This window comes from Lutibacter agarilyticus (assembly GCF_900188235.1).
Taxonomy (GTDB): Bacteria; Bacteroidota; Bacteroidia; order Flavobacteriales; family Flavobacteriaceae; genus Lutibacter; species Lutibacter agarilyticus.
The window spans coordinates 149,380-175,646 of record NZ_FZNT01000003.1 but is presented as its reverse complement, the minus strand read 5'-3'; the positions used below and the strand labels follow the sequence as shown (position 1 = coordinate 175,646).

29 protein-coding genes are annotated in these 26,267 nt (G+C 31.0%); 13 read left to right on the top strand and 16 right to left on the bottom strand.

Translation table 11 applies throughout. The features are described 5' to 3' along the window. Positions 1 to 116: 116 nt before the first annotated feature. Complete coding sequence (locus CHB67_RS05800; RefSeq protein ID WP_089380819.1) at positions 117 to 578, top strand: DUF4442 domain-containing protein; 462 nt, start codon at positions 117 to 119, stop codon at positions 576 to 578. A 44-nt stretch (positions 579 to 622) separates the two neighbouring features. Here CHB67_RS05800 and CHB67_RS05795 read toward each other — a convergent pair whose 3' ends face one another. The 4 genes from CHB67_RS05795 to CHB67_RS05780 all read right to left on the bottom strand — a co-directional run bounded on the left by CHB67_RS05795 (position 623) and on the right by CHB67_RS05780 (position 3,928). Then, positions 623 to 1,261 carry a hypothetical protein gene (locus tag CHB67_RS05795; RefSeq protein WP_089380818.1) on the bottom strand — a complete coding sequence of 213 codons (639 nt, stop codon included), beginning with the start codon at positions 1,259 to 1,261 and terminating at the stop codon, positions 623 to 625. Between the two features lie 2 nt (positions 1,262 to 1,263). Further along, entirely contained in the window at positions 1,264 to 1,758 is a 495-nt protein-coding gene (locus tag CHB67_RS05790) for an RNA polymerase sigma factor (protein WP_089380817.1), read from the bottom strand. A 118-nt stretch (positions 1,759 to 1,876) separates the two neighbouring features. Continuing rightward, complete coding sequence (locus CHB67_RS05785; protein WP_089380816.1) at positions 1,877 to 2,572, bottom strand: DUF4369 domain-containing protein; 696 nt, start codon at positions 2,570 to 2,572, stop codon at positions 1,877 to 1,879. Between the two features lie 54 nt (positions 2,573 to 2,626). Beyond that, positions 2,627 to 3,928 (bottom strand): DUF819 family protein, encoded by a 1,302-nt coding sequence (locus CHB67_RS05780; RefSeq protein ID WP_089380815.1) that lies wholly within the window; start codon positions 3,926 to 3,928, stop codon positions 2,627 to 2,629. Positions 3,929 to 4,027: 99 nt separating this feature from the next. On the opposite strand from CHB67_RS05780, the gene CHB67_RS05775 reads away from it, so the two are divergent. After that, on the top strand, positions 4,028 to 6,235 hold the full coding sequence (locus CHB67_RS05775; RefSeq protein WP_089380814.1) for a S46 family peptidase: 2,208 nt from the start codon (positions 4,028 to 4,030) through the stop codon (positions 6,233 to 6,235). Between the two features lie 18 nt (positions 6,236 to 6,253). Next, complete coding sequence (locus CHB67_RS05770) at positions 6,254 to 8,476, top strand: S46 family peptidase (RefSeq protein WP_089380813.1); 2,223 nt, start codon at positions 6,254 to 6,256, stop codon at positions 8,474 to 8,476. Between the two features lie 48 nt (positions 8,477 to 8,524). Here CHB67_RS05770 and CHB67_RS05765 read toward each other — a convergent pair whose 3' ends face one another. From CHB67_RS05765 to CHB67_RS05755, 5 genes are all read right to left on the bottom strand, one after another. After that, positions 8,525 to 8,695, bottom strand: a complete 171-nt coding sequence (locus CHB67_RS05765; protein WP_089380812.1) for an Arc family DNA binding domain-containing protein — start codon at positions 8,693 to 8,695, stop codon at positions 8,525 to 8,527. 1 nt (position 8,696) lies between these two features. Further along, on the bottom strand, positions 8,697 to 9,200 hold the full coding sequence (locus CHB67_RS05760; protein ID WP_089380811.1) for a hypothetical protein: 504 nt from the start codon (positions 9,198 to 9,200) through the stop codon (positions 8,697 to 8,699). Between the two features lie 10 nt (positions 9,201 to 9,210). Then, positions 9,211 to 9,366, bottom strand: coding sequence for a hypothetical protein (locus CHB67_RS17175; protein ID WP_176461226.1), 156 nt, complete (start codon positions 9,364 to 9,366; stop codon positions 9,211 to 9,213). 6 nt (positions 9,367 to 9,372) lie between these two features. After that, positions 9,373 to 9,543 (bottom strand): DUF4177 domain-containing protein, encoded by a 171-nt coding sequence (locus tag CHB67_RS17020; RefSeq protein WP_141119681.1) that lies wholly within the window; start codon positions 9,541 to 9,543, stop codon positions 9,373 to 9,375. Between the two features lie 80 nt (positions 9,544 to 9,623). Continuing rightward, on the bottom strand, positions 9,624 to 10,484 hold the full coding sequence (locus tag CHB67_RS05755; RefSeq protein ID WP_089380810.1) for an SPFH domain-containing protein: 861 nt from the start codon (positions 10,482 to 10,484) through the stop codon (positions 9,624 to 9,626). 118 nt (positions 10,485 to 10,602) lie between these two features. Here CHB67_RS05755 and CHB67_RS05750 point away from each other — a divergent pair, with 118 nt between their 5' ends. Then, positions 10,603 to 11,385, top strand: coding sequence for a S1/P1 nuclease (locus CHB67_RS05750; protein WP_089380809.1), 783 nt, complete (start codon positions 10,603 to 10,605; stop codon positions 11,383 to 11,385). A 36-nt stretch (positions 11,386 to 11,421) separates the two neighbouring features. Here CHB67_RS05750 and CHB67_RS05745 read toward each other — a convergent pair whose 3' ends face one another. The 3 genes from CHB67_RS05745 to htpG all read right to left on the bottom strand — a co-directional run bounded on the left by CHB67_RS05745 (position 11,422) and on the right by htpG (position 15,311). Further along, a complete protein-coding gene (locus CHB67_RS05745) occupies positions 11,422 to 12,345 on the bottom strand; it encodes an RluA family pseudouridine synthase (RefSeq protein WP_089380808.1) in 924 nt (307 codons plus the stop codon). A 128-nt stretch (positions 12,346 to 12,473) separates the two neighbouring features. Beyond that, positions 12,474 to 13,160, bottom strand: coding sequence for a hypothetical protein (locus CHB67_RS05740; protein WP_089380807.1), 687 nt, complete (start codon positions 13,158 to 13,160; stop codon positions 12,474 to 12,476). Positions 13,161 to 13,421: 261 nt separating this feature from the next. After that, on the bottom strand, positions 13,422 to 15,311 hold the full coding sequence (gene htpG / locus CHB67_RS05735) for a molecular chaperone HtpG (RefSeq protein WP_089380806.1): 1,890 nt from the start codon (positions 15,309 to 15,311) through the stop codon (positions 13,422 to 13,424). 167 nt (positions 15,312 to 15,478) lie between these two features. Between htpG and CHB67_RS05730 the strand changes: the two genes are divergently transcribed. Then, on the top strand, positions 15,479 to 16,168 hold the full coding sequence (locus CHB67_RS05730; protein WP_089380805.1) for a nitroreductase family protein: 690 nt from the start codon (positions 15,479 to 15,481) through the stop codon (positions 16,166 to 16,168). 212 nt (positions 16,169 to 16,380) lie between these two features. Then, the gene (locus tag CHB67_RS05725) at positions 16,381 to 17,388 is read left to right on the top strand and encodes a 3-oxoacyl-ACP synthase III family protein (protein ID WP_089380804.1); all 1,008 of its coding nucleotides are present in this window, start codon (positions 16,381 to 16,383) and stop codon (positions 17,386 to 17,388) included. A gap of 248 nt (positions 17,389 to 17,636) precedes the next feature. On the opposite strand, the gene CHB67_RS05720 is transcribed toward CHB67_RS05725, so the two are convergent. The 4 genes from CHB67_RS05720 to CHB67_RS05705 all read right to left on the bottom strand — a co-directional run bounded on the left by CHB67_RS05720 (position 17,637) and on the right by CHB67_RS05705 (position 20,877). Next, a complete protein-coding gene (locus CHB67_RS05720; protein WP_089380803.1) occupies positions 17,637 to 18,023 on the bottom strand; it encodes a DoxX family protein in 387 nt (128 codons plus the stop codon). 132 nt (positions 18,024 to 18,155) lie between these two features. After that, positions 18,156 to 19,196, bottom strand: a complete 1,041-nt coding sequence (locus CHB67_RS05715) for a GMP reductase (RefSeq protein ID WP_089380802.1) — start codon at positions 19,194 to 19,196, stop codon at positions 18,156 to 18,158. 15 nt (positions 19,197 to 19,211) lie between these two features. Further along, positions 19,212 to 20,120, bottom strand: a complete 909-nt coding sequence (locus tag CHB67_RS05710; protein WP_089380801.1) for a bifunctional metallophosphatase/5'-nucleotidase — start codon at positions 20,118 to 20,120, stop codon at positions 19,212 to 19,214. Between the two features lie 4 nt (positions 20,121 to 20,124). Next, on the bottom strand, positions 20,125 to 20,877 hold the full coding sequence (locus CHB67_RS05705) for a 5'-nucleotidase C-terminal domain-containing protein (RefSeq protein ID WP_089380800.1): 753 nt from the start codon (positions 20,875 to 20,877) through the stop codon (positions 20,125 to 20,127). 52 nt (positions 20,878 to 20,929) lie between these two features. Here CHB67_RS05705 and CHB67_RS05700 point away from each other — a divergent pair, with 52 nt between their 5' ends. From CHB67_RS05700 to porD, 7 genes are all read left to right on the top strand, one after another. After that, positions 20,930 to 21,451 (top strand): DUF6913 domain-containing protein, encoded by a 522-nt coding sequence (locus CHB67_RS05700; protein WP_089380799.1) that lies wholly within the window; start codon positions 20,930 to 20,932, stop codon positions 21,449 to 21,451. Beyond that, entirely contained in the window at positions 21,451 to 22,326 is an 876-nt protein-coding gene (gene dapA, locus CHB67_RS05695; RefSeq protein WP_089380798.1) for a 4-hydroxy-tetrahydrodipicolinate synthase, read from the top strand. Before CHB67_RS05700 ends, dapA begins: the two co-directional genes overlap by 1 nt. Before the next feature lie 46 nt (positions 22,327 to 22,372). Next, entirely contained in the window at positions 22,373 to 22,888 is a 516-nt protein-coding gene (locus tag CHB67_RS05690; RefSeq protein WP_089381110.1) for a ferritin, read from the top strand. Between the two features lie 119 nt (positions 22,889 to 23,007). Next, a complete protein-coding gene (locus tag CHB67_RS05685; protein WP_089380797.1) occupies positions 23,008 to 23,835 on the top strand; it encodes an outer membrane protein assembly factor BamD in 828 nt (275 codons plus the stop codon). Continuing rightward, positions 23,825 to 24,151 (top strand): DNA-directed RNA polymerase subunit omega, encoded by a 327-nt coding sequence (locus CHB67_RS05680; RefSeq protein WP_089380796.1) that lies wholly within the window; start codon positions 23,825 to 23,827, stop codon positions 24,149 to 24,151. The genes CHB67_RS05685 and CHB67_RS05680 overlap by 11 nt, the downstream gene beginning before the upstream one ends. 2 nt (positions 24,152 to 24,153) lie before the next feature. After that, entirely contained in the window at positions 24,154 to 25,368 is a 1,215-nt protein-coding gene (coaBC, locus tag CHB67_RS05675; RefSeq protein ID WP_089380795.1) for a bifunctional phosphopantothenoylcysteine decarboxylase/phosphopantothenate--cysteine ligase CoaBC, read from the top strand. After that, the gene (gene porD / locus CHB67_RS05670; protein WP_089380794.1) at positions 25,361 to 26,248 is read left to right on the top strand and encodes a type IX secretion system protein PorD; all 888 of its coding nucleotides are present in this window, start codon (positions 25,361 to 25,363) and stop codon (positions 26,246 to 26,248) included. The genes coaBC and porD overlap by 8 nt, the downstream gene beginning before the upstream one ends. The last annotated feature ends 19 nt before the right edge of the window (positions 26,249 to 26,267 follow it).

Sequence of the window (26,267 nt, the reverse complement as noted above, 5' to 3'; positions counted from 1 at the left end):
ATTTCAAGAAACTTATTGTAAATTTGAAGTACGAAATATAGCAATCCTCATAAAGGATTAAGTGATAACCAATTAATTTTAAGGGTTTTAATGATTTAACGTTTTGATATTGCCTTATGAAAATTACAGTTAAAAAAATGAATAGGTTTTTAATGTTTAAATTACCATCAGCTTATTTATGTGGAGTACGATTGAAAGAGTTAGATGCTGAAAAAGCAGTAGCAACTGTTAAATATAGATGGATTAATCAAAATCCATTTAATTCTATGTATTTCGCAGTGCAATCTATGGCTGCTGAATTAACTACTGGAACTATTGTAATTCAGAAAATTCAGGAAAGTGGACAGAAAATTTCAATGTTGGTAACCAATCATTCGGGTGCTTTTACAAAAAAGGCTGTTGGTAGAATTACATTTACTTGTGCTGATGGTCATTTAATTGATGAAGCATTAAAAAGAACTATTGAAACAGGTGAAGGGGAAACTATTCAAATGAAATCTTTTGGCATTGATGCACAAGGAGATCAGGTTTCTGCTTATGAATTTGAGTGGAGTATTAAGTTAAGAACAAAGAAATAATAAACCATAAAAAACCAACACCGAGGTGTTACTTTTTTTATGGTTTAAAAATCTAAATTTTCTAATTCTTTATAATTTTTATTTAAGCGTTTTAATAAAATTCCATAAATTATTCTATAATAAAGCCATAGTAATCCACAAATAATAAAAAAGGTGGCTATTTGTACAATTAAAAGTACATTTATAAATGTGTTACTGTCCACATCAACATCTTTAGGACTCATAACTTCAAGTAAAATTTCAGGTTGAGAAAACATCGTAATATTAAATACAATTGAAATGATAGCGTATAAAATAATGTTATAATATACGTAACAATTAACAGTTCTACGAGTTTTTATAATGTTTTTCATTAAATCGTTCGTAGTATCATTTACGCATATACCTTTAAAGTTTTTGTAAAACAAAAAGATAAATACAAATAGAATTACATAATGTAAAACCTGTGTAATCAATAAAAATTTCTTTAAATGAAACTTTGCATAAATATCAAGGTAACTTTCGGGTATTACTAAATTAAGTGCTGTCCAAAACAAAAGTTCAGCGATACATATAATAAAAATCCATTTTACAATTGATGACGATTTTTTATGAATTAATTTATAAATATCGTTATAGGAAAGCTTAGGGAACTTAGTTTCCTTTTTATTCCAATCTTTTTTAAGTAAATCTAATTCCTTCATAATTACGGATTTAGTATTTTTTTTAAGCGAGTTTTAATTCTGTTCATCTTCACGCGTGCATTCACTTCAGAAATACCGAGAGTTTCAGATATTTCAGTATAATTTTTATCTTCCAAATACAAGAAAATTAGTGCTTTATCAATATCAGACAATTGATGTATTGCTTTGTACATTATTTTTAGCTGTTCCTCTTCAGTGGCATCATATTCTGTTGCTTGAATTCTGTGTAAAACACTGTCAAAGTCTTGTGTTTGTATAGTACGTTTAGATTTTCTATACAGTGTTATGGCAGTGTTTAAGCCAATTCTGTACATCCAAGTACTTAATTTTGAATCACCTCTAAATTTTGGATATGCTTTCCAAAGTTGTATGGTAATTTCCTGAAACAAATCATTGTGTGCATCTTGATTGTTGGTATAAATCCTACAGACTTTATGAATTATATTCTGATTTTTTTCAAATTCAGCTATAAATTTATGTTCAAGGTCTTTCGTCACAAGTTTGTTTTGGGTTCAATGTATAAGTAGATAAAATAGTTGAATTGTTACAATAATTTTTAAAAATAAAAAAAGCAGCTTAATTAAGCTGCTTTTAAGTTAAAAGAAATAAAATTCCTTATTCTGATTTTTTAATATTTTGAATAAATTCTTCAAGTTGTAAACCGTATTTTGTTGTTTTAACTCTTTTTGAAAGTGAGTTATTTACAGTGTCTAATAATTTTACATTGGCGTAATATAATTCAGTAATAGCTAAATAAGGCGAAACTTCAGCATCTGGATGTGTCATTGCAAAATTAGCTGTGTACAAATATCTACGTTTTAATAAGCTGTTTTCATTTTTTTCAAGTTCAACCAGCAGTTTTTCATCGTTCTCTTTTTGAGCTTCAAATTTAGCTTTGATATTATCTAATTGTTTGTCTTGGAATTTAGAAGACATTTCCTTGTAGTCATCAAATAAATCTTGATTTTTTGAACCGCTTATTTTTGCTGAATATTCAAGTTTTGGAAGCTTTGAAGTAATGGTAATTTCACCTTTTTCTCCAAAAAATGGAATGCTTTCATTAGGAACTTCATTAATAGCTAAGTAATAAATCTCAGCACTTTGTACATCATCACCAAGTATAAAGTCACTTTCACCATTTAGTTGAATAGAATCTACAAATACTAATAAGGTGTCAACATATTTTTGTAAATAAATGGTTCCTTTTTTAAAACCATCAATGTTTCCCTTTACAAGCATTGAGCCTTTGTGACTTTTGCCACAAGAAATAACTAAACTAACTACAATAAATAAGTATAATAATTTTTTCATTTATAAAATTTTAAGCAAGCAAATATCTAACTTTTATTTGGTTTTTAAAACAATTTAACCTGCAACAATTCGCATTAATTCAGCAGTTAACATTGCTCCATAAGTACCTACTACATAACCAAAAACAGCGAGTAAAACACCAACAGTCGCTAAAGAAGGGTGAAAAGCTGCGGCTACAATTGGTGCTGATGCAGCTCCACCAACGTTTGCTTGACTTCCAACAGCTAAAAAGAAATACGGAGCTCGAATTAATTTTGCAATAAAAATTAATAGAATAACATGGATGGTCATCCACACTAAACCAACTACAATTAACCCAGGATTATCGAATATTTTTGTCAAATCCATTTTCATACCTATGGATGCGACTAAAACGTAGATAAAAATACTACCAATTTTACTAGCACCTGCACCTTCGTATTTTTTAAGTTTAGTGAAGGATGCAATAATACCTAAAAATGTTGCAATACTTATCATCCAGAAAAACTGAGATCCAAATGATGACCAAGGAGAAGATTTATCATTCACCGCAGCAATATTCTCTTTTAAAAAAGATGAAATTTCATTGGCGCCAAAATGAGAAGCTCCAACAATAGTAAATGCAATAGATAATATAATCATATAATCTGTTAATGAAGGGTTTCTAACATTCGCAGCAGCGTAAGAAGATACTTTGTCTTTTAATTCTTCAATAGCTGAAGTATCAGCTTTTAACCATTTGTCAATTTTTTCTTGTTTACCAATTCCTAATAATACAATTGCCATCCAAATGTTTGCAACAACTATGTCAACAATTACCATACCTCCATATTTTTGAGGATTGTACTCGTAAATTTCTAACATTGCAGCTTGGTTTGCTCCACCACCAATCCAACTACCGGCTAGTGTAGCTAAACCTCTCCAAACAGCATCAGGCCCCATTCCGCCAACAGTTTCAGGAGAAATAACTGAGATCAACATCACAGCCAAAGGTCCTCCAATTATAATTCCAACCGTACCTGTTATAAACATAATTAAAGCTTTCGGTCCTAAATTAAATACCGCTTTTAAGTCAATACTTAAGGTCATTAAAACCAAGGCGGCTGGTAATAAAAACCGACTAGCTATATAATAAATTTGTGATGAATGCTCCGTAATTTCTCCATCGTTACCTACAGTCGTCCATTCCGGAGAAATAATTCCAGTTGATGTAAAAAGAGCAGGCATCATATATGCCATTAATAAAGCAGGTACAAATTTGTAAAACTTTTTCCAAGCACTATTTTCGCTTGAGGAAGTGTAAAAAACAAAACCTAGTGTAAGCATTAATATTCCAAATACAATAGTATCTTGTGTTATAATTGGTGTTGTATCCATATGTTTTTTGAATTTCAGCTAAAATAGTATTTTTTATGACTTTATTCACAACAAAAGACTTGCGGGTTTTATATATTTGCTAGCATAAAATCTAATCAAATGAAATATATAAAAATCTATTTATTATTAGCCTTAATTATAGTTTCTTGTAAAACCAAACAACCAACAGTTGAAACAGTTTCGTTAATTGAGCCTCAGGCAGTTGTAGATACTAGAGAAATACAAGGCGGAATGTGGATTCCTTCTTTATTAGAAGGGGTTAATGAAAAAGAAATGCAATTATTAGGTAGTAAAATGACTGCCAAAGATATTTACGATGTAAACAACTCAAGCTTAAAAGATGCTATTGTGCATTTTAACGGAGGTTGTACTTCTGAAATTATTTCACCTAAAGGGTTGTTATTAACCAATCATCACTGTGGTTATGGAGCTATTCAATCTCATTCAACTGTTGAAGACGATTATTTAAAAGATGGTTTTTGGGCGAAGAGTTTAGAAGAAGAATTAGCAAATCCAAGTATGACGGTAACTTTTATCAAGCGTATTGATGATGTTACTTTACAAGTTTTTGCTGGTGTTACTGATGAAATGGATGAAGTTGCAAAACAACGTTTGATAGATCAAAATATACAAAAAGTAACAAATTCAGCTCAAAAAGAAGCATGGCAATCGGCAAATGTAAAATCGTTTTACAAAGGCAATCAATACATTTTATTTATTACTGAAATTTATAAAGATGTTCGTTTGGTTGGTGCTCCACCTTCATCAATTGGTAAATTTGGTGCAGATACAGATAACTGGATGTGGCCACGTCATACTGGAGATTTCTCTATGTTCAGAATTTATGCCGATGCTAATAACCGCCCAGCTGAATATTCAAAAGACAATGTGCCTTATAAACCAAATCATTACTTACCAGTTTCTTTAGATGGTGTTGAAGAAGGAGATTTTACCTTGGTATTTGGTTTTCCAGGAAGTACAAACGAGTATTTACCTGCTGTAGCAATTGATCAAATTGTGAATGTTTTAAATCCTGCAAAAATTGATATTCGTGACAATGCCTTAAAAATTATTGATTCGTATATGCGTAAAGATGCAGATATTAAAATTAAGTATGCATCAAAATTTGCTTCAACAGCCAATTATTGGAAAAAATGGATTGGTGAAAATCAAGGAATTGAAAAATCTAATGCAATTGGTAAAAAACAAGAATTAGAAGCTGAGTTTTCAAAAATAGTTAACGAAAAAGATTTAATAGGTTATCAAACGCTTTTATCAGAATTTGAAACCTTATACAAAGAAATTCAAGATGTTTCATTAGCACGTGATTTATGGATTGAAGTTGCCTACAGAAATGTTGAATTATTAGGTGTATCTTTCAGAGCTTATCAAATAGAACAAGCTTATTTAAGAGGTGGTGAAGCTGCTTTTGAAAATGCAAGAACTTCAATTTTAAATAGATTGAAAGGAACCTATAAAAATTATAGTGCAATTGTAGATCAGCCAGTTTTTGAAAAATTAATGAAGCTATATGAAGAAAAAGCTCCAAAAGAATTTTTTCCGGTAAATTTACAAGGAGTAGATTTTACATTAGCTGCTGCAGATATTTACACAACTTCAAAATTAACAAATTTAGCAGGTGCTGAAGAATTATTAGCTGGTTCTGCTGAAGAAGTTATAAAAAAATTAAATGAAGACAAAGGGTATGTTTTTGGAAAAGAATTGCATAATATGTTTTACAATAGTATTGAACCAAAATTTCAAGATTTAAATCTTCAAATTGCAGCTGTTCAAAAGAATTATATGAAAGGATTAATGGAAGTTTTTCCTAACGAACGTTTCTTTCCAGATGCTAATAGTACGTTGCGTGTAACTTATGGGCAAGTGAGTGGTTATGAGCCTAAAGATGGAATGTATTATGAAACTACTACGCATTTAGAAGGTGTAATTGAAAAATATGTACCTGGTGATTATGAGTTTGATGTACCTCAAAAATTATTGAGTTTATACGAAACCAAAGATTACGGACAATATGCTGATAAAAATGGTAAAATGCCAGTTTGTTTTATTGGTACAAACCACACTACAGGAGGTAACTCAGGAAGCCCAGCAATTGATGCACACGGAAATTTAATTGGTTTAAATTTTGATAGAGTGTGGGAAGGTACTATGAGCGATTATAACTATGATGCAGATATTTGTAGAAATATTATGGTAGACATTCGTTATGTATTGTTTATAGTTGATAAATACGCTGGTGCTAAAAATTTAATTAAAGAAATGATGTTAGTTCATCCAAAAAAATAATAACCAAATCTATATAAAATGAAACAAATAAAATTATATGTATTCATAGCGGTTGCATTTATATCGCTTTCAATTTCAGCCCAAAAAACTGAAAAAATTGACACCAGAGATATTCAAGGTGGAATGTGGATTCCTTCATTATTAGAGGGAATGAATGAAGAAGAAATGCAGTTATTAGGAAGTAAAATGACTGCCAAAGATATTTATGATATTAATGAATCTAGTTTAAAAGATGCTATTGCTCATTTTGGTGGAGGTTGTACTTCTGAAATTATTTCACCAAACGGATTGTTGTTAACCAATCATCACTGTGGATATGGGGTTATTCAATCACACTCATCATTAGAACACGATTATTTAAAAGATGGTTTTTGGGCTATGAGTTATGAAGAAGAGCTGCCAAACGAAAGTTTAAGCGCTACTTTTATTAAAAGAATTGACGATGTAACAGCTCAAGTTTTTGAAGGAGTTACTGCTGATATGGACGAAGCTGCAAAGCAAAGTTTAATCGACAAAAACATTGATAAAGCAACAAAAGGTGCTAAAAAAGAAGCTTGGCAAGATGCCAATGTAAAATCGTTTTTTAAAGGAAATCAGTACTTGTTATTTGTAACTGAGAAGTTTACAGATGTGCGTTTGGTTGGTGCACCTCCAACTTCAATTGGAAAATTTGGTTCTGATACAGATAACTGGATGTGGCCTCGTCATACAGGAGATTTCTCAATGTTTAGAGTATATGCTGATGCAAATAACCGTCCGGCAGCATATTCAAAAGACAATGTACCTTACAAAGCCGATCATTATTTGCCTATTTCTTTAGATGGTGTTGAAGAAAGCGACTTTACCTTAGTGTTTGGTTTTCCGGGCAGAACAAATGAATATTTACCTGCTGTAGCGGTTGATCAAATTGTAAATGTGCTGAATCCTGCTAAAATTGAAGTGCGTGATAATGCATTAAAAATTATAGATTCTTACATGCGTAAGGATGACGATATTAAAATAAAATACGCATCAAAATTTGCTTCAACAGCAAACTATTGGAAAAAATGGATTGGTGAAAATCAAGGGATTCACCAAACAAATGCCATTGCGAAAAAGAAAGAATTAGAAGCTAAATTTTCTAAAATAGTTTCAGAAAAAGACATGGCAGGTTATACTAGCTTGTTAACTGATTTTGAAAAATTATACAAAGAAATTGAAACGGTTTCTTTAGCACGCGATTATTGGATTGAAGTTGCTTATAGAAATGTAGAGGTTTTAGGAGTTTCATTCAGTGCATTTCAATTAGAACAAGCTTTCCTAAAAGGTGGGGTTGGAGCCTATGAAAATGCAAAAGCAGCAATATTAAATAGGTTGAAAGGTACATTTAAAAATTATAGTGTAGTTGTAGATCAGCCAGTTTTTGAAAAGTTAATGAGTTTATATGCTGAAAAAATGCCAAAGGAATACTTGCCAGAGTCATTTAACGAGATAGATATTAAAGTGCTTTCAAGCGAGATTTATGCAACATCAAAATTAACCTCTTTAGCGAGTGTTGAAGAATTGTTTTCAGGAACGCCAGAAGAAGTTATTAAAAAATTGAATGAAGATAAAGCTTACGCATTCGGAAAAGATATTCACGCTATATTTTACAATAAAATAGAACCTAAATTTCAACAGTTAACTATGGAAATTGGCGCGGTTCAAAAAGAATATATGACTGCGTTAATGAAAGTATTTCCAAATGAACGTTTTTACCCAGATGCGAATAGTACTTTACGTGTAAACTACGGAATGGTGCAAGGGTATTCGCCAAAAGATGGAGTGTATTATACCAATAAAACTTATTTAAAAGGAGTTATGGAAAAGTATGTTCCTGGAGATTATGAGTTTGATGTACCTCAAAAATTACAAGATTTATACGATAGTAAAGATTACGGTCAATATGCTGAAAATGGTAAAATGCCAGTAAATTATTTATCAACAAACCATATGACTGGAGGAAACTCTGGAAGCCCAATTATTGATGCTCATGGAAATATGATTGGTTTGGCTTTTGATACTACTTGGGAAGGAACGATGAGCGACTTGTATTTTGATGCTGATATTGTAAGAAGTATCTCAGTTGATATTCGTTATGTATTATTTATCATAGATAAATTTGCAGGAGCTCAAAATTTAATTGATGAAATGACGTTGGTACATCCAAAGCAAAGCAGAGATTTAAGCAAGAGTAAAAAAAATAAAAAGAAGAAAAATTAATTTAATCATAAAAAAAAACGCCGACTTTAGTTGGCGTTTTTTTATGACTTAATCTTCGGATTCTTTCTTTTTTGGTAAGCGTTTGGCATCTTTTAAGCATTTGTTCAACATCCATTCTAACTGTCCGTTAGTAGATCTAAACTCATCAGCAGCCCATTTTTCAATTGCTTTGAGCATATCTTCATTTATACGTAGTGCAAATGCTTTTTTCTTCGACATATTAGTTCTTTATAATTTTACTTTTATAGGTGTCTAAAGTTCGTTGTAATTCTTCTTTATGTTGCGAGCCAATTAAAAGTTGCTTCCCATTTTTGAATTCAATTTGTAAACCAATAGTTCCTTTGGTGGTATAGCATCTACCTTTACCATAGATTTTACGTTTCATTCCCCAACCGCCAAATTCGGTTAACCCATTGTACTTTCTTATGTAGCAAGTAGAAATTGTGTTCCAAGCGGCAAACTTAAAAGAAAATTGAAAAGGAAAAAATTGATAGTATACTCCTTTTTCATCAATGCGAGTTTTTAGCTTTAAATTAACAAATAATAGCACTACTAATAGTACTATTATTAAGCCGCTTAAAGCACTTAATTTTTCAGTTAAACTTCCTGTGTTTATAGTGCTCCATTCTTTATATATTGAAAATGCTGTAACAACAAATGCTATTGATAATGCTATAATTACCAATGGTTGTGTAAATTTTTGTTGTTCAATAAATACTTTCATGGTTTGATATCTAATTTTCTTTTGAAGCTTTATTTTTATTCATTAATCCAACTGTAAATACAATTCCGATAGCTAATCCTAAGATAAAATTATTTAAAGCGACACCTATTCCTACACCTAGTGCTGTTCCTATTGCAATAGACTTTGTTTCTGAATTTAATTTCATAATAGATTAACGATTTTTGTCTCTTTCTAAAACTGCTTTTAGTATATTTCCCCCACCTCCATAAGCAACGCTTATTACGCGCCATCCTTGAGATGCATGTTTGTTGAATAGCTCTTCAAAAGTAGCATCTTTATGAATCCACATACTTTCGGGTTTAATAATTTTATACTCTCTCATTATTTTTAATTTAAACGAATACTATTGTTAATAGGATGAAGTAAATTTCTACGGCAATGTATATTAAAAACGAAATCATATTAATGGTTTAAAGTTCCTGTATTTACAATTGGAGCCGCATCTTTGTCTGAACAAAGTACCACCATTAAATTACTAACCATTGCCGCTTTTCGTTCTTCGTCTAAATCTACCACGTTATTTTCGCTCAACTTATCAATGGCCATTTCAACCATACTTACAGCACCTTCAACAATTTTATGACGAGCAGCAATAATAGCAGTTGCTTGTTGGCGCTTTAGCATAGCGCTTGCAATTTCTTGTGCATAAGCTAAATACCCAATTCGGGCTTCTAAAACTTCAATTCCTGCCATTTCTAAGCGTTCAGAAAGTTCTTCTTCTAAGGCTTCGCTTACTTCATTTACACTTGCTCTTAAGGTAATTTCTTCGACTTTACCATCATCTTCAAAATTATCATAAGGATATAAACTAGCTAATTTTCTTACAGCAGCATCCGATTGTACACGTACAAAATTTTCGTAATTATCAACGTCAAAAGCAGCTTTAAACGTATCTTTTACTTTCCAAACGGCAATGGTGCTAATCATAATTGGGTTTCCAAGCTTGTCGTTTACTTTTACACGTTCACTATCAAAATTACTAGCTCTTAAAGAAATTCCCTTTTTGCGATACAACGGATTGGCCCAATAAAAACCATTTTCTTTTACGGTTCCTATGTATTTACCAAATAGTAAAATAACTTTAGAAGTATTTGGATTTACTAAAAAGAAACCTGGTAATGTGGCTATGGTTAGTAATAAAAACACAAAAAATAAAGGAATTATTGAAGTTACTAAACTTGTAATTCCACCAGCAATTAACACTATTAATAGTATTAACATTGAGTAGCCACTTGATATTTTTATAATTTTTTCTTCGGTCATGATTGTTTGTTTTAGAATGATATTAAAATGATATCATAAAGATACAATATAATTTTTCATTTTTCCAAAGTATTAAGCAACTTTATTTTATCTTTGCCGAAAATAGTAGACATAGATAATGAGAAATATATTTTGTATTGCAATAGCGTTAGTTTTTGGATTTTCAATAGTAAAAGCAGAAAATCCTGAATGGGGAGCAACGGGGCATAGAACGGTTGGTGAAATAGCAACGGTTTATTTAAAAGGTAAAACAAAACGAAAAATTGCAGAATTATTAGATGGGCAAACTTTGGCTTTAGTTTCAACCTTTGGTGATGATATTAAATCTGATAAAAAATATAAAGAGTTTTATACTTGGCATTATGTAAATATGCCTTTTGATGTGCGTTATGAAGATTCAGAAAAAAATCCTGAAGGAGATTTAGTAACAGGAATTGAAAAATGTAAATCTGTATTATTAGATGCAACTTCTTCAAAAGAAGATAAAGCATTTTATTTAAAATTATTGGTGCATTTAGTAGGTGATTTACACCAACCAATGCACGTGGGTAGAAAAGAAGATAAAGGTGGAAATACAGTGCAAGTTCAGTGGTTTGGTAATGGAACAAATTTACACTCGGTTTGGGATTCAAAAATGATTGAACATTACAATATGACTTATACTGAATTAGCTACCAATACTAACGAGATTTCAAAAAATGATGTTGAGCGTTTACAACAAGGTACCACAGCTGATTGGGTAAATGATACTCAGAAATTTACGGTAAAAGCATACGGTTCGGCTGCAATTGGTGATAACCTAAAATATGGTTATATGTATTATAATTTTGAAGTGGTGCGGTCTCAGTTACAAAAGGGTGGTATACGTTTAGCAAAGGTTTTAAACGATATATTTGCTTAGTTACTAGTTGAGGTTTTTACCTAGTAAAACTTTAGGCTACTTTGCGTTGTAAGTATTCCAACGTCTTTTTTCACGACTTAATATTGATTGAAATTTTTGCGGAACATCAATTTTAAAAATTAAAGGAACAAATGTTTTTGGGTGTAAGAATTTTATTTCTGAAGCACATAAAAACAAGCCTTTTCCTTTGTGAATAGTGTCTATGTTTCCATATAATTTATCTCCTAAAATAGGATGTCCTATTGAAGCTAAATGAATTCTAATTTGATGGGTTCTACCGGTTTTTGGATATACTTTTAAGCACGAGAGTTCGTTGTATTTTAAAGATTTTACAACTCTAATTATTTCAAAACTTGTTTCAGAAGGTTTGTCGTCAACAGGACTAGTAATTGTTTGGTTGGTGTGTACTTTTCCAATAACAATGGTGCAATATTTTTTTTGAATGGTGTTATTAGCAAATTCTTTTCCTAATTCAATTTGTGCTGTTTTGGTTTTAGCTATTAATAACAAACCAGATGTTTGATTGTCGAGTCTGTGAACTGGCGTAGGAGATCTTAATGCATCAGGTTCTGTACTAGGTTGTAAATTATGTGGAAGTGCGTTAAAAACAGTTTTAAAAGTATTTCCGCTAACAATAATTCCTGCAGGTTTATTAATTACAGCAAAATGTTCATCTTCAAAAATAACTTCTAAGTTAAATTCATACACTTTGGGTTTATTGTTTGGATCTTCAATTAATTCTAATACCTGTCCTTCGCAAACCCAGTTTCCAGTTTCAGAAGTTTTCCCATCAGTTAAAATCTGACCTCTTTTAATAGCTTTTTTTATACCGCTATTAGAAGGAATGTATAGTTTAAAAATTTCAGGAGCGTAATCTTGTAAGCGAATTTTTTCTACAGAATTTGGTACAATATGCGCGTGAATTATTGTTTGTTTGGCAGAGTTTGTGTTCGTTTTCATTAGTAAAGGTTATAAAGTAAAGACGCTACTACAACTTAAAAGTTACATTTATTTGTGTTAATGTAGTGCTAATGTTTTCATAATGAAAACCAAACGAAATGTTAAATGCTGTTTTTTGAAGCTGAAATTTAATCTTTTTGAATCACTCCAAGGGTAGCAATTTCACCAGTAAGTAAATTCCATTCCTTTGCAGAAATTAAATTATCATTCTCATCAAAAAGCAATAATTCTGCGGTATTTGGACCAGAAAGGCCTTGATTTAAAGCTTGAAAGTCAATTCTATTGTAGCCCTTATTTAAATTTAAGTACACAATATAGCTACTGCCTTTTAAAACAACATTATTTTCTAAAGACTGTTCATTGATAAAAATTTTAATAATATCTCCGTCAACATAACTATGATCTCTACAAACAACCCTAACAACTTTTGACGTTGTTGAAATGGTTCCTAAATCCATACTTGTCCCTAATCTTTTGTGCGTAACATCTTTATTGTTCAAGTATCTTTTTCCTGTAATATCTCTATCTTCAGGGAGTGTTTCCATTAAAAAATTGCCGTCATTTTTGGTGGCATATTTATTCATGGTGTTATTTACAGCGTTTGTATTTAACTGTTTATTAATGTTTAAGTCAATATTAGCGTTTGGTGCGACTTTAGTATTTGTGTAATTTGAATTGAGTTGTTTGTTACCTGAAGCAGCATTTATTTCAGCATCTAATATTTTTGAATTTGAAGGGAATGTTTGAGCAAAACTATGTATTGACATCAAGTGTATAATGCCAATTGTTAAAATTATTTTTAATGAATTATTCATAGTTTGTATATAAACTTTTATGACCTGCAAAAAAATGCCATAAATGTGAGACACTTTATTTCTTGGGTAAAAATAATAAAAAAAGCGGCAATGAAGATTGACGCTTTTATAATTGTTTGTTAAACTGCTTGTAAAAATAAAATTTCAGCAAAAAAAGAGGCTGTCTAAAAAGTTCTAAAATCCGTCAACCTGAAATAAATTCAGGTTGACAAAAGGTAAACTTTTTAGACAGCCTTTTTAAGACTTTATATGTTGAAAGTTTTATTTCACCATTTGAAAACTACGTTTAATAAACTCGGTTAATTCCTGTCCTTTTAAAAGCCCTTGAGATAGCTTCGCTAAATCAAATGCTTGTTGAATTAAACGCTCTTGTTTTTTCTTAGTTTTGGTATTTAAAATTTCTCCAACTAAATCGTTATTTGTATTTACTACCAAATTATACATTTCAGGGAAATTACCCATTCCCATCATTCCACCACCACCGGTAGCTTGCATTTCTTTCATTCTACGCATAAATTCTGGTTGCGTAATCATAAACGGATTAGCGTTAGAATCCATAGCTTCTAATTGAACTGTATATGTTTCTTTTGGAATAGCTTCTTCAATAATTGGCTTTAGTGTTTCTTTTTCTTCATCTGAAAGTTTACTGATTTTATCTTCGTCTTTTTTGATTAAATTATCAACGTGATCAGAATCAACTCTTACAAACTGAATGTTTTCTTTACTTCCTTCAAGTTTTTGAATTAAATGAGAAACAATTGGAGAATCTAATAATAATACTTCGTATCCTTTTTCTTTAGCAGCGTCAATATAACTGTGTTGCGCATTTACATCTGAAGCATATAAAACAATAGTTTTACCATCCTTGTCCGTTTGGTTAGGCTTAATTTTTTCTTCTAATTCAGAAAAAGTATAATATGCTTTATCAACTGTTGGGAACAATGCAAACTTGTCAGATTTTTCGAAGAATTTCTCTTCTGAAAGCATTCCGTACTCAATAATTACCTTAATATCATCCCATTTTTCTTCAAAAGCAGCACGATCATTTTTAAACAAGCTAATTAATTTATCAGCAACTTTACGCGTAATGTATCCTGAAATTTTCTTTACAGCTCCATCAGCTTGTAAGTAAGAACGAGATACGTTTAAAGGAATATCTGGAGAGTCAATTACACCACGAAGCATTTGTAAAAAGTCAGGAACAATGCCTTCAACATTATCAGTTACAAACACTTGGTTTTGATACAGCTGAATTTTATCCTTCATAGGATCTACATTTTTACTCATTTTAGGGAAATATAAAATCCCTGTTAAGTTAAATGGGTGATCTACATTTAAATGAATGTGGAATAAAGGATCTTCAAATTGCATTGGATACAATTCTCTGTAAAACTTTGTATAGTCTTCGTCATTTAATTCGGTTGGTTTTTTAGTCCAAGCTGGTGTAGGGTTGTTTACAATATTATCAACTGTAATTTTTTCAGCTTCAGCACCTTCTTCAGCACCTTCAGGCAAAGGCAATGTTTCTTCCTTAGTTCCAAATTTAATTGGAATAGGCATAAACTTATTGTATTTGTTTAAAAGCTCGTTAATTCTGCTTTCTTCTAAAAACTCTAAAGAATCGTCATCAATATGTAAAACTATTTCAGTTCCTCTTTCAGTTCTATCAGTTTCTTCTAAAGTGTATTGCGGACTTCCATCACATTCCCAACGTACAGCTTTTGAACCTTCTTGAAAAGATTTAGAGAAAATCTCAACACGTTCAGCTACCATAAATGAAGAATAGAACCCTAAACCAAAATGACCAATAATTCCAGAGTCTTCTACTTTATCTTTGTATTTTTCAACAAATTCTTCAGCGCCTGAAAAGGCTACTTGGTTAATGTATTTTTCAACCTCTTCACCAGTCATACCAATTCCTTGGTCAATAATTCTAATTTCTTTTTTGTCTTTATCAACTTTAATTTCTAGCATTGGTTCTCCAATGTCACCTTTAACTTCACCTAAAGTAGAAAGATGTTTTAATTTTAAAGTTGCATCTGTTGCATTCGAAATTAACTCACGTAAAAATATTTCGTGATCAGAATACAAGAATTTTTTGATAATAGGAAAAATGTTTTCCGCTGTTACATTAATATTTCCTGTTGCCATATGTATATGTTTTAATTTTTAGTTTAACGAATAGTCAATAGTCAAAAAAAATACCAAAGTTGTATCTGTGACAATTTGACAGCAGTGTTGAAAATATTTCAACCTGTAATGGTCATAAAGACGTACTTTATAAATAGATTTGTATTTTTAACTTCAAAAATATACGTATGCAAACAGATGATTTTATTTTAGTGAATGGTCATAAACATATTTTTTACAATCAAGAAGAAGTTTCAGAAAAGGAAATGTTGCAACGTTCAGAAGATTATTTTAATAGGTGTAACAAACGTAGATCTGTTCGCGATTTTTCAGATAAGGAAATTCCTATTGAAGTTATTGAGAACATTGTAAAATCGGCATCAACAGCGCCTTCAGGAGCAAATAAACAACCTTGGACGTTTTGTGTTGTAAAAAGTTCAGAAATAAAAAAGAAAATTAGATTGGCTGCGGAAGAAGAAGAGCGTAAAAGTTACGCCGAACGTATGAGTGAAGAATGGCTAGACGATTTAAAACATATAGGAACCGATGCTAACAAACCTTTTTTAGAAACGGCTCCTTATTTAATTATTGTATTTAAACGTCCTTATGAAATAGATGTTGAAGGAAAAAAGCATCCAAATTATTATGTAAATGAATCTGTGGGTTTGGCTTGTGGATTTTTAATTTCGGCCATACATAATGCAGGTCTGGTTACGTTAACACATACGCCAAGCCCAATGCGTTTTTTAGAACAAATATTAGAGCGACCATCAAACGAACGAGCTTTTTTATTGCTACCAGTCGGTTATAAAGCAGCTAAAACCTATGTGCCAGCTATTGAACGAAAACCTTTAGATGAGGTGATGGAATTATACTAATAAAAGCTCGTTTAAACTACCTTTTTTGTTAAATTTTAATTCTGTTAATTAAAATAATTGAACTTGCACTTAAAAGAAGTAGCTCTATTTGAAATAGTTATGAGTTTTAAGTTTTTTAAAACACCTTGTTTATTACGAATTATGAAAATTTTAATTGTTAAAATATGAACTTTTTAGTAAGTTTGGAATAGATATGTTAAAAAATGTAAAATATGTATAATTCGAAGATAACAGGTCTTGGTTATTACGTGCCTGAAAATGTGGTTACAAATGACGATTTATCCAAACTTATGGATACCAATGACGAATGGATTCAGGAAAGAACAGGTATTAAAGAACGAAGATGGATTGAAGAAGGAAGTGAAGATACTTCTGCAGTTATGGGGGCAAAAGCAGCCAGAATTGCCATAGAAAGAGCGGGTTTAACTACAAAAGATATTGATTTTATTGTATTTGCTACGCTAAGTCCAGATTATTATTTTCCAGGTTGTGGAGTGCAATTACAGGAAATGTTAGATATGCGAACTGTTGGTGCATTAGATATTAGAAATCAGTGTTCAGGATTTGTATATGGTTTGTCTGTTGCAGATCAATTTATTAAAACAGGAATGTATAAAAATGTGTTGGTTGTAGGTTCTGAATTTCATTCAGGAGGATTAGATAAAACTACACGTGGAAGAAATGTTTCAGTAATTTTTGGTGATGGAGCAGGGGCAGCCGTGTTATCTAGAACCGAAGATAATACAAAGGGAATATTATCTACGCATTTACATTCTGAAGGAAAACATGCTGAAGAATTAACCGTATTGGCTCCAAGCATTCGCCATTGGGTGCCTGAAATTTTAGAGGCTAATGATGAAACAGATGAATCTTATTTTCCGTATATGAATGGAACATTTGTGTTTAAGAATGCGGTGGTTCGTTTTTCAGAAGTAATTATGGAAGGACTTCAAAAAAATAATTTACAAGCTACAGATATAGATTTGTTTATTCCGCATCAAGCTAATTTGAGAATTTCTCAATTTATTCAAAAGAAATTTAAGCTGAATGATGATCAGGTGTATAATAATATTATGAACTACGGTAATACCACTGCGGCTTCAATTATTATTGCGCTTTCTGAAGCGTGGGAAAAAGGTAAAATTAAAGACAATGATTTGGTTGTTTTAGCTGCCTTTGGTAGTGGATTTACTTGGGGAAGTGTGGTGATGAGATGGTAGTTTAGCTAATGTATAAAATAAAGAAAGCCTCTAAAATGCAAGTTTAAGAGGCTTTTTTGTTTTTTAGGTGTTATAAATTAATTCAAATAATTATAAAACCTTTAAGTTTAATGTCCCAAACAAATGGTATACTTAAAAGACGCTTGTAATGTTGCTTTGTAACAGCTGTTTACGTTAATAATTTGTTAAACATATAAATATTTAAAACATATTTTAAGAAGTAATTCGCTCTTAGGAAAGCCATGGATTTATTTAAAATAGTTTCTGATTACTGGTATCTTTCTTCGTTCGTTCCAACAAATAACAATACTTAAAATTAAAACGATTACGCCCATATAAAATAGTTTGCCATTATCTTGATGAATCTCTATACCTAATTTTGTTAAGTGCATAAATATTGCTCCACTAATTATTCCAACAGTTAAAACGGCACCAACCCAAATGGTTTTTGGAATTAAAATAAGTAGTGCTGCAACTAATTCTAAAATTCCAATTCCAATTCTTCCAAAGGGTTCTAATCCTATTTTTGAAAAAATAAATACACTGTCGGGATGCGCGGTAAATTTGTATCGTAATGTTTGAACTAAAATTAGCGCAATTGCAATTCTAATAAGCAAAGAAATAGTTTTATTCATTTTTGAAACTTTTAAATTTAGACGTAGTTTTTTAAAATGATTACATTATTTCATAAAGTGTAGGAATAAGAAAAGGTGTAAAAAACAATCACATTGTTTTTTACACCTTTCAATTTTAATGTATTGCAAGCTTTATTTTGAAAACACTTCGTTGTGTTGTTCTTGAACTCTAATAAAAGTAGTTCGTTTGGTTAATTCTTTCAATCTGTTTGCGCCAACATAAGTACAAGTAGATCTTAAACTTCCTAAGAAATCTTGAACGGTGTGTTCAACGCTACCTCTAAAAGGAATTTGTACAGTTTTACCTTCAGAAGCTCTGTAATTTGCAACACCTCCAACGTGCTTGTTCATAGCTGTTTCAGAACTCATTCCGTAAAACTGCTTGAATTTTTCGCCATCAATTTCAACTGTTTCTCCACCGCTTTCTGTATGGCCTGCAAGCATTCCGCCAAGCATTACAAAATCAGCGCCACCACCAAAAGCTTTGGCAATATCTCCAGGAATTTTACAACCACCATCTGAAACTATTTGTCCGCCTAAACCATGTGCAGCATCAGCACATTCAATAATAGCTGAAAGTTGTGGGTAACCAACACCAGTTTTTACACGTGTTGTACAAACTGAACCTGGTCCAATACCAACTTTAATAATATCTGCACCAGCTAGCAACAATTCTTCCACCATTTCACCTGTAACTACATTTCCTGCCATAATTACTTTATCAGGATATTGGTTGCGAGTGTTTTTTACAAAATTCACAAAATGTTCAGAATAGCCATTTGCAACATCAATACAAATAAATTTTATTTGAGGATGATTGCCAATAATTGTGGCTAATTTTTCAGAGTCTGCAGCTCCTGTTCCTGTACTTACCGAAAAATAATCGGTCATTTCATCAGGAATAGATTCCATAAAAATACTCCATTCTTCAATTGTATAATGTTTATGAATTGCTGTGAAAATTTTATGTTTAGCTAATGCTGTTGCCATTTCAAAAGTACCAACAGTATCCATATTTGCGGCCATAATTGGCACGCCAGTCCATTTGTAATTACTATGTAAAAAGGTGAAATCTCTATCTAAGCTTACCTGTGCTCTAGAGCTTAGTGTAGAGCGTTTAGGTCGTATCATTACATCCTTAAATCCTAATTTTAAATCTGTTTCAATTCTCATGCTATCTATTTTGTTTTATACAATAATACTTTTTCCTTTACTTGTTTTATTTTTATCACTATCAAAATAAAAATCAACTCGGCCAACATTTATTCCGTAACAGCCTACCTGGTTTACCAGCACATTTTCGCCATCACTGTTTTTAGTAACGGTTGGCTTAGGTAAAAAAGTATGTGTATGGCCTCCAATTATTAAATCAATATTTTTTGTTTTTGAAGCTAGTTTTAAATCGTTAATTTTATCATTAGTATAGTGATATCCTAGGTGCGAAAGACAAATAACCAAATCGCAGCCTTCATCATCTTTTAATATTCTACTCATATCCTGTGCTATTTCAACAGGGTCTAAATAAATTGTTTCTTTAAACATTCTTGGGTCTACCAAACCAGCTAATTCAATTCCTAAGCCAAAAACTCCAATTTTAATTCCATCTTTTTCAAAAACTTTATAAGGTTTTACGTGCGTATCTAAAATGGTATTTTTAAAATCGTAATTTGATGAAATAAAATTAAACTTTGCGTGGGGAAGTTGTGCATATAAACCATCAATACTATTGTCAAAATCATGATTTCCAATAGTTGCAGCATCATATTTTAGCATGCTCATTAATTTAAATTCCAATTCACCACCGTAAAAGTTAAAGTAAGGCGTTCCTTGAAAAATATCCCCAGCATCTAACAATAAGGTGTTAGGGTTTTCTTTTCGAATTTCTTCAACCAAAATTGCTCTTCGAGCCACACCACCCTGATTTGGGTATTTATAATGATTGTTTTTAAAAGGTTCAATATGGCTATGTACATCGTTTGTGTGTAAAATGGTAATCTGCTTGGTGTTTTTTTCGCTGAAAGACTGCATTGAAAGTCCGCCTAAAGTTAAAAAAGCAGTTGCAGCAGTAGATTTTTGTATAAAGTTTCTTCTTTTCATTTTCTTAATTTTCTTTTGTAAATCTTCCGTCTAATTCAACTTTAATTGTATCAATTTCAGTGAAATAATCAATAATTGAATTTCGAACTTTATAATCTAATTTAAATAATTTCACAGGGTCTTTAAAAAACACCATATTATCACCTCCATTTTGTAAATAATCAGAAGTTAAAACAAAATAAGTTTTTGAATCATCAAGAGGTAAATTATGAATTGTTAAATTGTATTCATTAGCTTCAACTATTAAGTTTAGTTGTTTTGATATGGGGTGAGCTTTGTTTTGAGCAATTAAATACTTGGCTAATTCGGTAACTTTTTCAGCGGTCATTTCTACAACAACCAAGCTATTTTCAAACGGCATTAAATTAAAAGCATTTATTGTTTTAATATCGCCTTTTGTAATTCCTGCTCTAATGCCACCAAAGTTTAGCATCGCAAAATCTATATTTTTTCCTGTTCTAGAGTTGAATACCGGATTTGCTCTTTCAAAACATAAATCGGCCATTAAATTGCCAAGAGAACTTTCTAATTTGCCATCTATTCTAACCAAGTCTTTAGGAGTGTAGCTTAAAACAGTGTTCATTTCAGCTTCTACTTTTTCTTTATATGGTAGAATAAAATCTTCAATAGTTTTATCGGATGCAATTTCTGCGGAAATAGGCAGCTGTTTACCTTCAATTTTAACCAAATATTGAGGCTCTTTTTTACAACTTACACTAAGTAAAGTTATAAAAAGAATAAGAATTGTATTTTTCATTGTTGTAGTACTAATGATTTTAATTAGTTTTGTGAATCAAGCGTAAATATAGATGATTTTCAAAGGATTTAAACGAAAAAGTACTCAATTTTTTTTCAACAAACAATTGCGAAAATTGTTGGAAGATTCAAAAAAACATGAATCATATAAGCTTCAAAATAGTGTTGTTTTTTTAAATGAGAGTTCTAATAGAGAAGCCGTTTTACAAAGTATTTCTGAGCACTTGGGATTGACTGAAGATAACATAGATGTTGTAATATTTTATAATAACATAAATAAAAAAAATACTTGTGAAAACTGTTTTTCTTCAAAAGATTTTGGTTGGTTTGGTAAAGTGAAGTCTGACGTTTTGAAAGCTGTTTTAACAAAAAAATACGATTTGTTAATTAATTACAGTAAAGTTGAAAATATATATTGTAAGTTATTAGTTTTGCAATGTGAGGCTGCGCTTAAAGTTGGTTTTTCAGAAGTTGACACACGCTTGTACGATATAATGATTGATTGCGAAATATCTGATACAGCGTTGTTTAATAGTGAGTTAAAGAAGTATTTAGAGATCTTAAATAAATTATAATGAAGGAATTGTTAGGGACAGGCGTTGCTTTGGTAACACCATTTAATGAAGATCAATCAGTTGATTTTGTTGGTTTAGCACGTTTGGTAAACTTTCAAATTGATAATGGGGTTAACTATTTAGTAGTTCTTGGTACTACAGGAGAGCCAGCGACCTTAACAAAAGAAGAAAAAGAACAGGTAAAGGAAACCATTATAAAAACTAACAATGGAAGGCTTCCGTTGGTGTTAGGTGTTGGAGGAAACAATACAATGGCTGTTGTTGAAGAAATTAAAACCACAGATTTATCAGCTTTTTGTGCAATTCTTTCTGTTTCTCCTTATTATAACAAGCCAACTCAAGAAGGAATTTACCAGCATTTTAAAGCTATAGCTGAAGCTAGTCCTTTACCAATTATTTTATACAATGTACCAGGTAGAACTGGTAAAAACTTTGAGCCAACAACAATTTTAAGATTGGCTAATGATTTTAATAATATTGTAGCGGTAAAAGAAGCAGCAGGAGATTTGGTACAGGCAATGCGTTTAATTCAACAAAAGCCTAAAGATTTTATGGTGATTTCAGGTGATGATATGATTGCTTTACCAATGGTGTTAGCAGGTGGTTCAGGTGTTATTTCGGTAATTGGTCAAGGTTTACCTAAAGATTTTTCAGAAATGATTCAATTAGGCTTAAATAGTGAAGTTGAAAAGGCGAATGAATTGCATTATAAAATAATGGATAGTATTGATTCTATTTTTGAAGAATGTAATCCTTCTGGAATTAAAGCGGTTTTAAATAAATTAGCCATCTGTAAATTAAATGTGAGGTTACCTTTGGTACCTGCAACGTTAGAATTACAGCAAAAAATTAATGCTTTTATAGATAATTATTAGTAATTTTACATCGTTTAGGTGTAAAATGAATAAAAAATACAAAATTATGTTATCAAGAAATATGCAAGCTGCTTTAAATAAGCAAATAAGAATTGAAGCAGAATCGTCTCAAATATATTTAGCAATGGCTTCTTATTCAGAGAATAAAGGTTTAGAAGGAGTTTCTCAATTCATGTACGATGCTTCAGATGAAGAACGTCAGCATATGTTAAAACTATTTAAATATGTGAATGAAAGAGGAGGTCAAGCACATGTTTCTGATTTAGTTGAGCCTGCGGCTGAGTTTGGTTCAATTAAAGAAATGTTTGAAACATTATTTAAACATGAGGTTTTTGTTTCTCAAAGTATTAATGATTTAGTTCATATTGCTTTAGAAGAAAAAGATTATGCAACTCATAATTTTTTACAGTGGTATGTAGCTGAACAAATTGAAGAAGAAGCCCAAGCTAGAACGATTTTAGATAAAATTAACTTAATTGGAGACGATAAAGGTGGGTTGTACTTGTTTGATAATGATATTAAGCAACTTAATGTGGTAAGTGCAGCAGCACCTACAGTATAACAATTAACAAACAATTAAGTTTTTTACACTGTTTATATAGTATAAGCAAGTTATTTTTGTGTTTTATTGAAGTAAAAAAATCATTTTAATAATCCATAATAAATAACTAATTTTGCCCAATGCAAAAAAATAAGATTTATATTTTCATTTTATTGATAGCAACAGGACTTTCATCTTGTGGTGAGTATCATAAAGTACTTAATAAGGGTACTGCTCAGGAACAATATAAGATGGCTACAAAAATGTACGAAGAACAGAGTTTTAATAAAGCGAACCAATTACTTGAGAAAATTACGCCATTTTATAGGGGGAAACCTCAAAATGAGCGTATTCAATATATGATTTCACAAGCACATTATAATACCAAGCAATATACATTGTCTTCATATTATTTTGATAAGTTTGTTAAAAATTATCCGCAAAGTTCTAAAGTTGAAGAAGCAGCATATTTATCTGCACGTAGTTATTTTTTAGCTTCTCCAGTATATAGTTTAGATCAAAAAGATACTTATGAGGCAATCAATGCGTTGCAGAATTTTATTTATAAGTACCCTGAATCTGACAAAATAGTTGAAGCTAATGAGACGATCAAAGAATTAACCTCTAAATTAGAAAAAAAAGCTTTTGAAATTTCAAGACAATACTACCATACTCAAGATTACATTGCAGCAATAGCTGCTTTTGATATTTTTTTAGGAGAATATTTAGGTACTAGTTACAAAGAAGAAGCATTATATTTAAAATTTATTTCTTCTTATGAGTTAGCAATTAATAGCTATTTTTATAAAAAAGAAACCAGGTTAAATGATGCGGTTAAGGCTCAGGAAAAGTTTAAAAGAAATTTTCCTGAAGCTGAAAAATTAGAAGAAACGGAAGAATTATTAACAAAATTAAATGAGGAATTAAGCCTCATTGTTGCACTAAAAAAGGAAACTAATGGATTATAAAAACACAAAAGCAGCTACAACAACAGTTACTTACGACAAGAACTTAATTGAAGCGCCAACAGAAAATATTTACGAAGCAATTACTATTATAGCTAAAAGAGCTCAACAAATTAATGGTGATTTAAAAAGTGAATTAATTGAAAAATTAGAAGAATTTGCAACTTATACTGATAGTTTAGATGAGGTATTTGAAAATAAAGAGCAAATAGAAGTTTCTAAATTTTATGAAAAATTACCAAAACCTACAGCACTTGCAGTAGAAGAGTGGTTACAAGATAAAATTTACTTCAGAAATCCAGAAGAAATTCAAGAGTAATTATGAGTGTTTTAGGCGGTAAAAACATACTTTTAGGCGTAACAGCTGGTATTGCTGCTTATAAAACGGCAAGTTTAGTCAGACTTTTTATTAAAGCAGGTGCAAACGTTAAAGTAGTTATGACACCTGCCTCTAAAGATTTTGTTACACCGTTAACACTTTCTACGCTTTCACAAAATCCAGTATATTCTACCTTTTTTGATAAAAGTGAAGATGAGGATGAAGAGTGGAATAGCCACGTAGAATTAGGTCTTTGGGCTGATTATATGGTTATTGCCCCTGCAACTGCAAATACATTGTCTAAAATGGGGAATGGTACTTGCGATAACTTATTGTTAGCTACCTATCTATCTGCAAAATGTAAGGTGTTTTTTGCACCTACAATGGATTTAGATATGTACAAGCATCCATCTACCCAAAATAGCATTAAAAAGTTACAAGGTTTCGGAAATATATTTATTCCTCCATCAACTGGTTTTTTAGCAAGTGGTTTAGAAGGTGAAGGCCGTATGGCTGAACCAGAAGATATTGTTTCATTTATTGAAAATGAAATAGTTAAAGGATTACCTTTGTATAAAAAGAAAGTGTTAATTACTGCTGGACCAACGTATGAAGCAATTGATCCTGTTCGTTTTATAGGAAATCATTCATCGGGTAAAATGGGTTTTGAATTGGCGAAAACAGCAGCTAGTTTAGGAGCCGAAGTTTATTTAATAGCGGGGCCTTCTAACGAAATTGTTGAAACTTCAGCAATTGAAAGAATCAATGTTGTGAGTGCAGAAGATATGTATAATGTAGCTCATACGTATTTCAAAAATGTTGATATCGCAATTCTTTCAGCAGCTGTAGCAGATTACAAGCCAAAAATAGTTTTTGATCAAAAGTTGAAAAAATCTGAAGATTCTTTAACTATTGAATTGGTGAAAACACAAGATATTTTAGCTTCATTAGGAAAAGAAAAATCACATCAATTTTTAGTTGGTTTTGCTTTGGAAACCAATAATGAAATAGAAAACGCAAAATTAAAGCTAAATAAAAAGAATTTAGATTTAATTGTACTAAATTCGCTAAAAGACAAAGGTGCAGGATTTAAAACAACAACCAATAAAGTAACTCTTATTGATAAATTTGAAAAAATCTCCGAATTTAGTCTGAAATCTAAAGCTAAAGTAGCAGCAGATATTTTTAACGAAATACTGAATACAATTAATGCGTAGCATAGTTCAAATAATTTTTTTCCTTTTTGCAATTATTCAGTTAAATGCACAAGAGTTAAACTGTACTATTACTATAAATTCAGATAAAGTACCTGGGTCAAATAAACAAATTTTTACAACACTTCAAAATTCACTAAACGATTTTATAAATCAAACACGTTGGACAGGTTATAATTATAAAAATCAGGAACGCGTTAATTGTAATATGAGTATTATTATTGATGAACAGAACGGAAGTTCGTTTAAAGGTAGTATACAAATACAATCATCTCGCCCAGTTTATAATTCAAATTATTCAACACCCGTTTTTAATTTTAAAGACACAAATTTCTCATTTCAATATTTAGAATTTGAACCTTTGGTTTATAATGCAACAACTTTTGAATCTAATTTAGTTTCAATGATAACGTATTATGTGTATGTTGTTTTGGGAATGGATGCTGATACTTTTTCTCAATACGGAGGAATATCTTTTTTTACACAAGCTCAAGATGTATTGGCACAAGCGCAACAAAGTGGTTATAAAGGATGGAATCAGGCTGATGGTGCAAGAACTCGTTTTAGTTTAACCGATAATATATTGTCGCCAACGTATAAAGAATTTCATACAGCAATGTATCAATATCATTTACACGGTTTAGATTTAATGAGTAAAGACCCTAAAACAGCAAAAGAAAATATTGCAGAAGCTTTAGGTATATTAAAAACATTACATAATTCGCGTCCTAATGCGTTTTTATTACGTGTTTTTATGGATTCAAAATCTGATGAAATTGTTGAAATTTTTTCAGACGGACCAAGATATGAAACCTTTGAACTAAAAGAAGATTTAATAAGAATTTCCCCTTTAAATGCTGAAAAGTGGAACTCTATAAAGTAATTTTTTACTTTTTATTTTA

What these genes read in the sequence shown, in the direction of transcription:
- CHB67_RS05800 (WP_089380819.1), top strand. Translation starts at nt 117, where the DNA reads ATGAAAATTACAGTTAAAAAAATGAATAGGTTTTTAATGTTTAAATTA.
- CHB67_RS05795 (WP_089380818.1), bottom strand. Translation starts at nt 1,261, where the DNA reads ATGAAGGAATTAGATTTACTTAAAAAAGATTGGAATAAAAAGGAAACT.
- CHB67_RS05785 (WP_089380816.1), bottom strand. Translation starts at nt 2,572, where the DNA reads ATGAAAAAATTATTATACTTATTTATTGTAGTTAGTTTAGTTATTTCT.
- CHB67_RS05780 (WP_089380815.1), bottom strand. Translation starts at nt 3,928, where the DNA reads ATGGATACAACACCAATTATAACACAAGATACTATTGTATTTGGAATA.
- CHB67_RS05775 (WP_089380814.1), top strand. Translation starts at nt 4,028, where the DNA reads ATGAAATATATAAAAATCTATTTATTATTAGCCTTAATTATAGTTTCT.
- CHB67_RS05770 (WP_089380813.1), top strand. Translation starts at nt 6,254, where the DNA reads ATGAAACAAATAAAATTATATGTATTCATAGCGGTTGCATTTATATCG.
- CHB67_RS05765 (WP_089380812.1), bottom strand. Translation starts at nt 8,695, where the DNA reads ATGTCGAAGAAAAAAGCATTTGCACTACGTATAAATGAAGATATGCTC.
- CHB67_RS05760 (WP_089380811.1), bottom strand. Translation starts at nt 9,200, where the DNA reads ATGAAAGTATTTATTGAACAACAAAAATTTACACAACCATTGGTAATT.
- CHB67_RS17175 (WP_176461226.1), bottom strand. Translation starts at nt 9,366, where the DNA reads ATGAAATTAAATTCAGAAACAAAGTCTATTGCAATAGGAACAGCACTA.
- CHB67_RS17020 (WP_141119681.1), bottom strand. Translation starts at nt 9,543, where the DNA reads ATGAGAGAGTATAAAATTATTAAACCCGAAAGTATGTGGATTCATAAA.
- CHB67_RS05755 (WP_089380810.1), bottom strand. Translation starts at nt 10,484, where the DNA reads ATGACCGAAGAAAAAATTATAAAAATATCAAGTGGCTACTCAATGTTA.
- CHB67_RS05750 (WP_089380809.1), top strand. Translation starts at nt 10,603, where the DNA reads ATGAGAAATATATTTTGTATTGCAATAGCGTTAGTTTTTGGATTTTCA.
- CHB67_RS05745 (WP_089380808.1), bottom strand. Translation starts at nt 12,345, where the DNA reads ATGAAAACGAACACAAACTCTGCCAAACAAACAATAATTCACGCGCAT.
- CHB67_RS05740 (WP_089380807.1), bottom strand. Translation starts at nt 13,160, where the DNA reads ATGAATAATTCATTAAAAATAATTTTAACAATTGGCATTATACACTTG.
- htpG (WP_089380806.1), bottom strand. Translation starts at nt 15,311, where the DNA reads ATGGCAACAGGAAATATTAATGTAACAGCGGAAAACATTTTTCCTATT.
- CHB67_RS05730 (WP_089380805.1), top strand. Translation starts at nt 15,479, where the DNA reads ATGCAAACAGATGATTTTATTTTAGTGAATGGTCATAAACATATTTTT.
- CHB67_RS05725 (WP_089380804.1), top strand. Translation starts at nt 16,381, where the DNA reads ATGTATAATTCGAAGATAACAGGTCTTGGTTATTACGTGCCTGAAAAT.
- CHB67_RS05720 (WP_089380803.1), bottom strand. Translation starts at nt 18,023, where the DNA reads ATGAATAAAACTATTTCTTTGCTTATTAGAATTGCAATTGCGCTAATT.
- CHB67_RS05715 (WP_089380802.1), bottom strand. Translation starts at nt 19,196, where the DNA reads ATGAGAATTGAAACAGATTTAAAATTAGGATTTAAGGATGTAATGATA.
- CHB67_RS05710 (WP_089380801.1), bottom strand. Translation starts at nt 20,120, where the DNA reads ATGAAAAGAAGAAACTTTATACAAAAATCTACTGCTGCAACTGCTTTT.
- CHB67_RS05705 (WP_089380800.1), bottom strand. Translation starts at nt 20,877, where the DNA reads ATGAAAAATACAATTCTTATTCTTTTTATAACTTTACTTAGTGTAAGT.
- CHB67_RS05700 (WP_089380799.1), top strand. Translation starts at nt 20,930, where the DNA reads ATGATTTTCAAAGGATTTAAACGAAAAAGTACTCAATTTTTTTTCAAC.
- dapA (WP_089380798.1), top strand. Translation starts at nt 21,451, where the DNA reads ATGAAGGAATTGTTAGGGACAGGCGTTGCTTTGGTAACACCATTTAAT.
- CHB67_RS05690 (WP_089381110.1), top strand. Translation starts at nt 22,373, where the DNA reads ATGTTATCAAGAAATATGCAAGCTGCTTTAAATAAGCAAATAAGAATT.
- CHB67_RS05685 (WP_089380797.1), top strand. Translation starts at nt 23,008, where the DNA reads ATGCAAAAAAATAAGATTTATATTTTCATTTTATTGATAGCAACAGGA.
- CHB67_RS05680 (WP_089380796.1), top strand. Translation starts at nt 23,825, where the DNA reads ATGGATTATAAAAACACAAAAGCAGCTACAACAACAGTTACTTACGAC.
- coaBC (WP_089380795.1), top strand. Translation starts at nt 24,154, where the DNA reads ATGAGTGTTTTAGGCGGTAAAAACATACTTTTAGGCGTAACAGCTGGT.
- porD (WP_089380794.1), top strand. Translation starts at nt 25,361, where the DNA reads ATGCGTAGCATAGTTCAAATAATTTTTTTCCTTTTTGCAATTATTCAG.